Origin of the sequence: Tsuneonella suprasediminis (genome assembly GCF_003605755.1) — a bacterium.
Taxonomy (GTDB): domain Bacteria; phylum Pseudomonadota; class Alphaproteobacteria; order Sphingomonadales; family Sphingomonadaceae; genus Tsuneonella; species Tsuneonella suprasediminis.
In genome coordinates, this window is the sequence record NZ_RAHJ01000022.1 from 172,782 (window position 1) to 185,154 (window position 12,373).

Here is a 12,373-nt window from a genome sequence, read left to right on the forward strand (position 1 = left end):
TGTTTTGCGGATACGGGTGCCCCCCTGCGTCCCCCGTGCGTCAGCATCCCACCGTCACGTCCCCCGCAGCAATGGCGGCGGCGCAAGTGGCCAGATCGGGGAAGCGCGCGGTCGCGCCGTCTTTCGCGCCGATTGCCTTGGGGCCGACCCGGAATGTCGCGCCCAGTTCGGCGGCGCGCCCGGCGGTGATATCGCCTAGCTTGTCGCCCACCATGAACGATGCGGCGCGGTCGATCCCCAGTTCGGCAATTGCCCGTTCGATCATCCCCGCGCGGGGTTTGCGGCACGTGCACGGTGGCCGACGGCCGGGCGCGTGGGGGCAGTGATAGACTTTGCCAATCGTCACGCCGGCATCGGCCAGCGCGGCGCACATCCGTTCGGTCAGTGTGCGATAGTCGGCTTCGCTGAAATAGCCGCGCTCAATACCCGATTGATTGGTGACGACCACTGGCAGATATCCCGCATCCTGCAACCGCGAGATCGCCTCCACTGCACCGGGCAGGAAAGCGAAATCGCGCCATGTCGAAACATAGCCGCGATCTTCGTTGATCACCCCGTCGCGATCGAGAAAGGCCGCCGGGGTCAACATGGCGCGGCACGGGTGCGGGCGATCAGCGCGGTGGTCGAATAACCGCTCTCAAACGGCAGGGCATAGGCCTGCCCGCCCCAGCCGCGCACCATCTCTGCTTCCGGCAGGGCATCGATGTCGTAATCGCCGCCCTTCACATAGATATCGGGGCGGATGCGGGCGATCAGTTCGCACGGGGTATCTTCGCCAAACAGCAGCACCGCATCGACCGAAGCGAGCGCGGCGATCACCAGCGCGCGGTCGGCCTGCGGGTTGATCGGCCGGTCGGCCCCTTTGCCCAGCCGCCGCACCGAATCGTCGCTGTTCAACCCTACCACCAGCGATGCGCCCAACGTGCGCGCCGCTGCCAGATAAGTGACGTGGCCGCGATGGAGGATGTCGAACACGCCGTTGGTGAAGACCAGCGGGCGGGGCAGCGCCAGCGCCCCGCTGGCCATTCGGGCCGGGGCCAGCTTTTCCTGCAGCCGCGCAGTGCCGGCGGTGCAGATGCGGCGGATATCGGGTGAGGTGAGCGGGGCGGTCATGCCGTTTGCTCCGCTGCAATCGAAGCGCCCGCATCGCGGGCATAGGCGCTGACGCCTTCCTCCACCGTTGCGAAGGGCGCATCATATCCCACAGCGCGCAGGCCCGACAGGTCGGCTTGCGTAAAGCACTGATACCTGCCCTTCAGCGCGTCGGGAAAATCAACATAGCGGATCAGCCCCTGCGCGACCTGTTCGGCCAGCGTCAGCGGTGCCTGCCCACTGGCCGCCCGCTCGACATTGATGACCGCGCTGGCCACGGCATTGAACGGTTCGGCCTGCCCGGTGCCAAGGTTGAAAATGCCCGACGCCTGCGGATTGTCGAGAAACCACAGCTTGGCCCGCACGATATCGCTGACAGCGATGAAATCGCGCCGCTGTTCGCCCGCCGCATAGCCGCCATAGGGGCCGAACAGGCGGACGTGCCCTTCATTCCGCAACTGCTGCATATGGTGCCACGCGACCGACGCCATGCGCCCCTTGTGCTGTTCGTGCGGGCCATAGACATTGAAGTATCGGAATCCCGCGATCTGCATCGGGGCACCTTCTGCCAGATGGCGGCGCACGACATTGTCGAACAACAGCTTGGAATAACCATAGACATTCAGCGGGCGCTCGTTCGCCGGATCGACCGCGAAGCCCGTCGATCCGCCATAGACCGCTGCGGAGGAGGCATAGAGCAGGCGTATCCCGTCGCGCAGGCAGATATCGAGCAGATCCTTCGACCAGCGATAATTGTTGGCCATCATGAATTGCCCGTCGTGTTCCATCGTATCGGAACACGCGCCTTCGTGAAACACCGCCTCCACCCGGCCCAGTTGCCCGGTGGCGAGCCGGTGCAGAAAGTCGCCCATGTCGAAATAATCCGCGAGGTGGCGGTCGGCCAGATTGGCGAATTTGCCCGGCTGGCGCAGATCGTCCACCGCCACGATATCGCTGCAGCCGCGCTGGTTCAGCCCTTTGACGATATTGGCGCCGATAAATCCGGCGGCTCCGGTGACAATCACTGTCATGAGAAGAGATCTTCGTATGCAATCGCGGTCGTACCGAAACGACCGACGACGATCCCGGCGGCGCGATTGGCAATCCCCACCGCATCGCGCAAGGGCATGCCGCTGGCGATCAGCGTTGCCAGCGTGGCGATCACGGTGTCGCCCGCGCCAGTCACATCGAACACTTCGCGCGCGGCGGCGGGCACCCGCAAATGCCCCTCGTTGTCGAACAGCGACATCCCTTCGTGCGAGCGGGTGACGAGCACGGCGTCGAGCGCGAGATCGCGCCGCATCGTTTCCGCCCGTTGCTCCAGTTCCGCTTCGCTATCGCAGCGGCCTGCGGCCAGTTCGAATTCGGCGCGGTTGGGTGTGATGACCGTGGCCCCGCGATAATGGGTATAGTCGCCACCCTTGGGATCGATCAGCACTGGCTTACCCGCTTCGCGGGCTAGCGCGATCATCGCCTGCACATGGGCCAGGCTGCCTTTGCCGTAATCCGACAGGAGAACTGCATCGAACCGGTCCAGCAGAGTGCGGAACCGCGCCAGCTTGCGGTCGAGCACGTGTGTACCGGGCGCATGTTCGAAATCGAGCCGGATCAACTGTTGCGCCCGGCCGCTGACGCGCAGCTTGACCGTTGTCGGCAGCGTCGGATCGCTTTCCAGCAGCGGCTCGATCCCGGCATCGTGCAACAGGGCGCGCAGCCGGGCGGCGGCATCGTCTTCCCCGATGATACTCATCAATGCGGCCTGCGCGCCGAGCGATGCGACATTCAGCGCGACGTTCCCCGCGCCGCCGAGGCGGTATTCCTCACGCGTGACATGGACCACGGGCACCGGCGCTTCGGGCGAGATCCTTTCGACATCCCCGAACCAATACCGGTCGAGCATGACATCGCCCGCGATCAGAATGCGCGTGGTGGCGATTTGGGCGCCGGTGATTTGGGCAGCGCTGATCTGGGTGGCAGGAATCTGCAGCTTGCTTCCCCTGGAAGAAGTCAGATCCCAGTTCCCTATAGCGCGCTGTCGTACAAAGTTCCAGCCGGGCGATTCACCGATTCGCGCTGCGGTACTGCCGGGGGAGGGCAAGAGGCGGTGCGCCGTGCTTATCTTTTGGGAGGATCGGCCCGGCGCACCTCTGCCATCGGGGCGACCCGAGGGCATTGCAACAGCCCCCTAGTTTAATCTTAGAATGCCATCATGTACCTTAATTACCCGACAAGGCGGCAATTAGGGTACATGATTAAGCGCGAAAGGCAGCAGGCCACTGCGAAGAGCGGCTATAGCCGCCCGCTATGCGACTGTTTGGGGAACCTGCCGGTGACAACCAGCCCCATAGCCAGCGCCCGCACCGATGCCGATGTCCGATCGGCCACCCCCATCTTGGTGAAAATCCGTTTTACATACACATCGACCGAACTGGGCGAGATATCGAGGAGCTGAGCGATCACAGCGTTGCTCTTCCCTTGCGCGATCAGCGAGAGAACTTCGATTTCCCGGTCGGACAGGCTGGGCGGGCCATTAGGGAACGGATCGATCAGCCGCAGGTAACGCTGATGCGCCAGTCGCGCGGCAACCTCTACCATCAGGATCGAACGACGATCGATTGCGATGCCTGAACGGGGCAACCCGACACCGACAAAGCCGGTGCGCGCGAACGGACCGAAAGAGGCCAGGCCCACTCCGCGTTCCATTCCGTAATCGGCCAGCAGCGCAAGATAGTCGCGCTCTGCCGGTTTGAGTGGAGTTTCTGCCAGATCGTCGGGCCAGCAGAAGGCGCCGCGCCGGGTAATCGCGTGGGTTGCGATTGGATCGATCAGATAGAATTCTGCGCGATAGCGCTCCTCCCATTCGCGCGGGAAACCGACATTGGTCAGCACTCGCCCGACACGCGCATCGGATACCACGGGAGCAAGGAAATAGGCTGCAGTAAAGCCGACATACGAGAAAGCCGCCAACAATGTATCGCGCAGGCCCGATATCGTTTCCGCCCGGTCGATTGCTTCGACCCAGGGCCAGAAACCGGTTTCATCGCCACTCGCCATCCAGTTCTCCGATTGCGTTCGCTCTGCGATTCGCCATTGACAGTATGCATAGGAGCGACGCGCAGCGCCAAGTTTACGCGGTTTTGTGTCCTATGTGTATCATTTTGGGACACTAGATGGCGCGGAATTTCGAACGGTATGGTGAGTGCAACTGCACCTCACCGCTCCATCCCTCCCGCTGCGAAAGGCGGAACCTTCAAGTCATGGACTGCGTCACGGCGTTCGCAACGGCGGACGGGCGGGTGGGAGCCGGGGGCGTGCAGGGTGTCATGGCCCTACCGACCATCGCCCACCCTTCGTCATTGCGAGGAGCGAGGCGACGCGGCAATCTATGGACTGCCCGCTTCGTCCACCGCAAACGCCGCGATGGGCGAAACCCTGACCCCATGGATTGGGTTACTGCGTTTGCGGTGACGGACAGGCGGTTGGGTGCGGCACGAATGCCAATGGCTGCTGCCCTTAACGCGGCAGTTCGCTGACCCCCATCAGCGCTTCGTCCACTGCGCGGGCGCACTGGCGACCTTCGCGGATGGCCCACACCACCAGGCTTTGCCCGCGACGCATATCGCCGCACGCGAAGACACCCGGCTCGCTGGTGGCATAGCTGACCGTATCGGCGGCGACATTGCCGCGATCCGTCAGTTCCACGCCCGCCTGTTCGAGCAGGCCCGCCTTCTTCGGCCCGACGAAACCCATCGCCAGCAGGATCAGGTCGGCCGGAATGGTGAATTCGCTGCCTGCGATTTCTTTCATCGTGCCGCCCTCCCATTCGAGACGGACGCATTCGAGGCCAGTCACTTTGCCGCCTTCGCCCACGACCCGCTTGGTCAGGACAGAGAAATCGCGCTCCACCCCTTCTTCATGGCTGGAGGAGGTCCGCAGCTTCAGTGGCCAGTGCGGCCAGGTCAGCAGCTTGTTTTCCTTCTCCGGCGGTTGCGGCATGATTTCCAGCTGCACCACGCTTTCGGCGCCTTGCCGGTTGGATGTGCCGACACAGTCGCTGCCGGTGTCGCCGCCGCCGATCACGACCACCTTCTTGCCCGTGGCGGTCAGCGTGCCGCGCGGGGCGGCGCGGACTTCGTCGTCGCCCGCATTGCGCTTGTTCTGCTGAGTGAGGAATTCCATCGCCATTCGCACACCGGGCAACTCCGCGCCGGGAATACCCAGCGGGCGCGCATCTTCCGCCCCGCCCGACAGCACCACCGCATCGAAGTTTTCTTTCAGCGATTTGAAGGATACATCGACCCCTACCTCGGTGCTGGTGCGGAAATTCACGCCTTCCGCTTCCATCTGCACCGCGCGACGATTGATGAGGTGCTTTTCCATCTTGAAGTCGGGAATACCATACCGCAGCAACCCGCCGACGCGGTCGTTCTTTTCGAACAGCGTTACCGTATGGCCCGCCCGCGCCAGTTGTTGCGCACAGGCCAGTCCGGCGGGGCCGGAACCGATCACGGCGACCGACTTGCCGGTCTTGCTTGCCGGAACCTGCGGCTCGATCCACCCTTCCTGCCAGCCGCGATCGACGATGGCGCATTCGATCGATTTGATCGTCACCGGTTCATCGGTGATGTTGAGCGTGCAGCTCGCTTCGCACGGAGCGGGGCAGACACGGCCGGTGAATTCGGGGAAATTGTTGGTCGAATGCAGTACTTCCAGCGCGTTCTTCCAGTCCCCTTCGTAGGTCAGGTGGTTCCAGTCCGGGATCAGGTTGTTCACCGGGCAACCATTGTGACAATAGGGGATGCCGCAATTCATGCACCGCGCGGCCTGCAGGCGCAGGTCCGGTTCGGTGTGCGGGATCACGAATTCCTTGTAGTGCTTCAGCCGTTCCGCCGGGTCCGCATAAGTGCGGTCCTTGCGTTCGTATTCGAGGAAGCCTGTTTCCTTGCCCATTGTCCTGACCCCTATTCCGCCGCTTCCATCGCGGCTTCCTCGCGCTCGGCTTCGAGCTGCTTGAGCGCGCGGCGATAATCGCGGGGCATTACTTTCACGAATTTGCCGAGGGCATTGTCCCAATCGTCGAGCAATGCCCTGGCCTTTGCGCTGCCGGTATGCAGATGATGGCGTTCGACCAGTATCCGCAGACGTTCGGCATCGTGGCGCAACATGTCGCCCATGCCGCTGTCTTCGACATTGCGCGCGCGCTGTTGCGGGCGGCCAGTGCCGTCTTCCTCGTCACGGGCCGGATCGATCTTCTCCAGATCGACTTGCGCCGGATTGCATAGCTGCGCGAATTCGCCATCCTCGTCATAGACATAGGCGATGCCGCCGCTCATCCCCGCAGCGAAGTTGCGCCCGGTTTTGCCGAGCACGCAGACCACGCCGCCGGTCATATATTCGCAGCCATGATCGCCGGTCCCTTCGACCACGGCGACCGCGCCCGAATTCCGCACAGCGAAGCGTTCGCCCGCGACGCCGTTGAAGAACGCTTCGCCCGCAATCGCGCCATAGAGCACGGTGTTGCCGACGATGATGTTCTCGCCCGGATCGCGATCGACGTTGTCCGGCTGGCGCACGACGATGCGACCGCCCGACAGGCCCTTGCCGACATAGTCGTTGGCATCGCCAGTCAGCTCCAGCGTGACCCCGTGGGCCAGCCATGCGCCGAAGCTCTGCCCCGCGACCCCGGTGAAGTTCAGCTTCACCTGATCGGGGGCCAGACCCGCGTGGCCTTTCGCCTTGGCGATATGGCCCGACAGCATCGCGCCGACCGAACGGTTGACGTTCTTCACCGTCAGGTCCGCGACGATGGTTTGCCCCTTGTCGATTGCAGGCTGCACCAGTTCGATCAGCTTGCGGTCGAGCGCTTCGTCCAGCTTGTGATCCTGTGTCTGGCACCAGAACAGCTCTTCGCTGTCGCCTTGCGGCACCTGTTGCAGGATACGGCTGAGGTCGACACCGTTCGCCTTCCAGTGGCGCAGCGCGCGCCGCATATCGAGCTTGTCGACCCGCCCGACCATTTCGCGGACCGTGCGGAAGCCGAGATCGGCCATGATCCGGCGCAGTTCTTCCGCCACGAAGAAGAAATAGTTGATGACGTGTTCGGGTTGCCCGTTGAACCGCTTACGCAGTTCGGGGTCTTGCGTGGCCACGCCCACCGGGCAGGTATTCAGGTGGCATTTGCGCATCATGATACACCCTGCGGCGATCAGCGGCGCAGTGGCAAATCCGAACTCGTCCGCACCCAGCAGCGCGCCGATGGCCACGTCGCGTCCGGTCCGCAGCCCGCCATCGACCTGCACCGCGATGCGGGTACGCAGGTTGTTGAGCAGCAGGGTCTGCTGGGTTTCGGCCAGGCCGATTTCCCACGGCCCGCCAGCATGGGTCAGGCTGGTCAGCGGCGAAGCGCCCGTGCCGCCATCGTAACCCGAAATGGTCACGTGGTCGGCCTTGCACTTGGATACGCCCGCCGCGACCGTGCCGACACCCACTTCGCTCACCAGTTTCACCGAAATCCGCGCGTCGCCGTTCACGTTTTTCAGATCGTGGATCAGCTGCGCGAGGTCTTCGATCGAATAGATGTCGTGGTGCGGCGGCGGGCTGATCAGGCCCACGCCGGGGGTGGCGTGGCGCGTCTTGCCGATGATCTTGTCGACCTTGTGGCCGGGCAATTGCCCGCCTTCGCCGGGCTTGGCCCCTTGCGCCATCTTGATCTGGATATCGTCGGCATTGGCGAGATATTCGGTGGTCACCCCAAACCGCCCGCTGGCAACCTGCTTGATCGACGAACGCATCGTGTCGCCATTATCCAGCGGCACGAACCGGCGCGGGTCTTCGCCGCCTTCGCCAGTGTTCGATTTGCCGCCGATGCGGTTCATCGCCAGCGCCAGCGTGGTGTGCGCTTCCCAGCTGATCGAGCCATAGCTCATCGCGCCGGTGGCGAACCGTTTGACGATTTCGCTCGCCGGTTCGACTTCTTCCAGCGGGATGGCCTGATCGGCGTTGCGGAATTCCATCAGCCCGCGGATCGTCAGCAGGCGTTCGTTCTGGTCGTTGATCGACCGGGCGAACGCGTCGTAGCGATCCTGCGAATTGCCGCGCACCGCATGCTGCAGATCGGCCACGCTTTCCGGGGTCCACGCATGCTCTTCGCCGCGCATACGAAACTGGTAGATTCCGCCCACGTCCAGCATGTGTTCGTAAATCGGGTTGTGGCCATAGGCGATCGCGTGGCGGCGCACAGCCTCCTCCGCGATTTCCCGCACCCCGACCCCTTCGATAGTGGTCGCGGTGCCGGAGAAATAATCGTCGATTAACTGGCTCGACAGGCCGACAGCGTCGAAAATCTGCGCGCCGCAATACGACTGGTAGGTCGAAATGCCCATCTTGGACATGACCTTGAGCATGCCCTTGTTGACGCCCTTGATATAGTTCTTCTGAACCTGAGCGGCATCGATATGCGGTAGCTTGTCGCTGCGGATCTGTTCGAGCGTTTCGAACGCCACATACGGGTTGATCGCTTCGGCGCCGTAGCCGGCCAGAACGCAGAAATGGTGCACTTCGCGCGCTTCGCCGGTTTCGATCACCAGCCCGGTCTGCATCCGCAAACCCTGCCGCACCAGATGGTGGTGGACAGCCGAGGTGGCCAGCAGCGCGGGCATCGGCACCCGGTCCGGCCCTTGCGCGCGGTCGGACAGGACGAGGATGTTATGGTCCTGCAACACCGCTTCGGTGGCGGCCCAGCACATTTCCTTGATCGCCAGCTCGATCCCTTCGACTCCGCTGGCGGCGTCCCAGGTGATGTCGATGGTGGCGCAACGGAATGCGCCATCGAGCGCCGCCTCGACCGAGCGGATCTTGGCCAGATCTTCGTTGGTCAGGATCGGCTGTTCGACTTCCAGCCGTTTGTGCGTACCGGCTTCGTGGCCCAGCAGGTTGGGGCGCGGGCCGATCATCGACAGCAGGCTCATCACCAGTTCTTCGCGGATCGGATCGATCGGCGGATTGGTGACCTGCGCGAAGTTCTGCTTGAAATAATCGTAGAGCAGACGCGGGCGCTGCGACAGTACGGCCAGCGGGGTGTCGGTGCCCATCGAACCGATCGGATCGTCGCCATTGGCGGCCATCGGTTCGAGGAATTTGCCGATATCTTCCTGCGTATAACCGAACGCCTGCTGGCGCTGGATCAGATCGCTGGCGTCTTCTGGCACATCGCTCAGTTCGGGTTCGATATGGTCGAGATCGGCCAGCTTGTACTGCGCCGCCTGCAACCATTTGGCATAAGGTTCGGCAGCGGATAGCTCGGCCTTCAGCTCGGCATCTTCGACGATGCGGCCCTGTTCCAGATCGACCAGCAGCATCTTACCCGGTTGCAGGCGCCATTTGCGGACGATGTCCTCTTCCGCGAACGGCAAAACCCCGCTTTCGGACGACAGGCAGATATAATCGTCCTTCGTCACGCAATAGCGCGCCGGGCGCAGGCCGTTACGGTCGAGCGTTGCGCCGATCTGGCGGCCATCGGTGAAACACACCGCCGCCGGGCCGTCCCACGGTTCCATCAGCGCGGCGTGATATTCGTAAAATGCGCGCCGCTGCGGGTCCATCATCGGATTCTTGGCCCACGCTTCGGGGATCAGCATCATCATCGCATGGGCCAGCGAATATCCGCCGAGCAGCAATAGCTCCAGCGCGTTGTCGAGGCAGGCGGTGTCCGATTGCCCGTGCGGGATGATCGGCCACAGCTTGTCGAGATCAGCCCCCAGCAGCGGGGATTCCATCGTCCGGCGGCGGGCGGTCATCCAGTTCACATTGCCGCGAACGGTGTTGATTTCTCCGTTGTGCGCCATGAAGCGATAGGGGTGGGCCAGACGCCAGCTGGGGAACGTGTTGGTCGAAAAACGCTGATGGACCAGCCCCAGCGCGGACACACAGTCCGGATCGCGCAGATCGTCGTAGAAACTGCCGACCTGCGTTGCCAGCAACAGCCCCTTGTACACGATGGTACGGCTGGAGAAGCTGGGGATGTAAAGGTCTGTCAGGTCAGGCAGGTTGTGCTTGATCGCCAGCTTTTTCAGCGGGTTCTGCACCTGCTTGCGGATCACGATCAGCTTGCGTTCGAACGCGTCCTGATCTTCGCAGGCGGGGCCGCGGGCGATCACGCACTGGCGCATCACCGGCATCGATTCGATGACTGCCTTGCCCAGCCCGTCGAGCGTGACAGGCACATCGCGCCAGCCGACTAGCCGCTGTCCTTCCTTGCCGACGAATTTTTCGAATTTTTCGCGGACGAATTCGCGTGCCGCCTCATCTTGCGGCATCATGCACATGGCGACGGCATAATCGCCCGGCTGCGGCAGATCGTGCCCTTCGGCGTCGGCCCATTTGCGGAAGATCGGATCGGGAATCTGAATCAGGATGCCTGCTCCATCGCCCAGCAGGGGATCGGCACCCACAGCGCCGCGATGGTCGAGGTTCGCCAGAATTTCCAGCGCCCGGGTCACGATTTCGTGCGTTTTCTTGCCCTTAATATGGGCGAGCATACCGACGCCACAGGCGTCGTGTTCGTTGCGCGGATCGTAGAGGCCCAGAGGCGTTGGATATCCCATTCAATTCCTATCCTGTCACTGGCCGTTAACCGCCGACATGCGGCGTTCGCGGCAATGAAGCGCGATTCGCAGCGCGTTTTCGCGCAGCAAAGTTATCGCAAGTCTGACCAATGCAGACAGGATCGAATTATTGCAACCGCGAAGGCGATTGAGTCGGCTAAAGTCCGGCTTTACTCACGAGGGGTTACCTCCGGGTAGCAGGGACAGCTCAGGCGGCCCCGCTCATTCTCTGCAGTTTCTCCAGCGCTTCGCGCAGGCGTTGTTCGGTTTCGGCGGCGTCGTGATGGCGGGCCGTTGCCACAGGGCTGGCATCGCTGTCGTCCTCATCATCGACCCGCACTGTTTCGCGCGGCAGAGTGAACGGGCTCTTCATCGTCAGCAACGATGAATATTCGTCGCCGTTCTCGCTGTCGTCATAGTCGCTGTCGGTTTCGTCTTCCGGCACGGCAAACGTATCGCGCGCGATAGCGAACGGCACGGGTTTGGTGGCCTGATCGACGCCTGAGCGATCTTCCGCATAACCCGCAGAATATGTCGGCCGGGCAAGGCTAGACGTCAGATCGAGATCGGGCACATGCTCGTCCTCAAATCCTTCATCGTCGCCATCGATTGCGATGGGGCGCAGTGCGCTCGGCACATACGGCGGCGGTGGAGCCAGGGGCGCAGATTCGCGACAGGCCGCCGATTGGGGTGCTTCGTTCGCGGAATCGGGCGTGTGGCCGGAATATTCCGGTGCGGGCGCACCATTCGCCTGCGCCGCGACCGATGTACGGTGGGTTTCCAGCGCATGCGCGAACCGTTCGACCAGTCCGGCAATCGACAACTCTTCCAACGGCCGGTTCAGAATGTTGTCGGTGGGATGCGTGGCAGACACTTCCTGGGTTTGTGCGGAGGCTGGTAGGTCGTCTGCGTCGGTGGCAGCAAACGGCGTGGCCTGGGTGTGGTCGGCCATCGCCTCCTCCTCGCTTGCCAAAGGGGCGGTTTCTTCGTCTGACCCGGCGATTGAGGCATACGCGATGGGAGCCTGCGGGTCCGCGGGCGGAATGCCATATTCGTCAATGGGCGCGTCCTCGATAGCGACGATCTCGTCCCCGCTTCCGGTGAATGTCGCCAGTTGGGGCGCATCGTCATGCACTTCATCGCTTTGCAGAGCAGTGTGAAAGCGGTGCGCGTCGCTCTCGGCATCGCTCCCGGTGTCGGTCGCGACTGACATCACCCCATCTTCATCATCGTCGAATGGAGCGTCGAACCGGTCACTCCCCAGTTCTTCATGCGCGGAAATGGGTTTTTTGGTCGAAAGAGGATCGGCGGCGCTTTCGGCTTTCTCTTCCGGGCCTGACGCGATCGAACGGCTGCGGGCCGGAGTGGTGTTGCCTTGCGAAGCGGCAACCTTGCGAGCAACGAACAGGCCCGCGACAACACCGATGCCCGCTGCCGCCAGTGCGATCAGAATGCGCGCGGTCGTACCCAGTGGCGGTGCAGCTGCAGGAATGACGGCAGAAATACCCGTCGACGCGACGACTTTTTCGAGCAATGCCGCCGGCAGAACCATGCTGCCAATGCCGAACAGGGCGCAGAACCACAACGCCACGATAACGGGAAACGCCGGGTGGGCGCTGACCGGCGGTTTAGCCGCTTGCTTCTTGTTCGTGGGTTGCACTCGTTTACCCCATGCTTAC

8 protein-coding genes are annotated in these 12,373 nt (G+C 62.8%); all 8 read right to left on the minus strand.

Going from position 1 to position 12,373, the window contains the following annotated elements:
• Positions 1-40: 40 nt before the first annotated feature.
• Entirely contained in the window at positions 41-589 is a 549-nt protein-coding gene (locus tag D6858_RS14970; RefSeq protein ID WP_120112469.1) for a D-glycero-alpha-D-manno-heptose-1,7-bisphosphate 7-phosphatase, read from the minus strand.
• Entirely contained in the window at positions 583-1,113 is a 531-nt protein-coding gene (gene rfaE2 / locus D6858_RS14975; RefSeq protein WP_165859717.1) for a D-glycero-beta-D-manno-heptose 1-phosphate adenylyltransferase, read from the minus strand. Before rfaE2 ends, D6858_RS14970 begins: the two co-directional genes overlap by 7 nt.
• On the minus strand, positions 1,110-2,123 hold the full coding sequence (gene rfaD / locus D6858_RS14980) for an ADP-glyceromanno-heptose 6-epimerase (RefSeq protein WP_120112472.1): 1,014 nt from the start codon (positions 2,121-2,123) through the stop codon (positions 1,110-1,112). Before rfaD ends, rfaE2 begins: the two co-directional genes overlap by 4 nt.
• Positions 2,120-3,265, minus strand: coding sequence for a D-glycero-beta-D-manno-heptose-7-phosphate kinase (gene rfaE1 / locus D6858_RS14985; protein WP_120112474.1), 1,146 nt, complete (start codon positions 3,263-3,265; stop codon positions 2,120-2,122). Before rfaE1 ends, rfaD begins: the two co-directional genes overlap by 4 nt.
• A 116-nt stretch (positions 3,266-3,381) precedes the next feature.
• Complete coding sequence (locus D6858_RS14990) at positions 3,382-4,146, minus strand: helix-turn-helix transcriptional regulator (protein WP_120112476.1); 765 nt, start codon at positions 4,144-4,146, stop codon at positions 3,382-3,384.
• 459 nt (positions 4,147-4,605) lie between these two features.
• Entirely contained in the window at positions 4,606-6,042 is a 1,437-nt protein-coding gene (locus D6858_RS14995) for a glutamate synthase subunit beta (protein ID WP_120112478.1), read from the minus strand.
• An 11-nt stretch (positions 6,043-6,053) separates the two neighbouring features.
• The gene (gltB, locus tag D6858_RS15000) at positions 6,054-10,694 is read right to left on the minus strand and encodes a glutamate synthase large subunit (protein WP_120112480.1); all 4,641 of its coding nucleotides are present in this window, start codon (positions 10,692-10,694) and stop codon (positions 6,054-6,056) included.
• 208 nt (positions 10,695-10,902) lie between these two features.
• Entirely contained in the window at positions 10,903-12,354 is a 1,452-nt protein-coding gene (locus D6858_RS15005) for a hypothetical protein (protein ID WP_120112482.1), read from the minus strand.
• Positions 12,355-12,373: the final 19 nt, after the last annotated feature.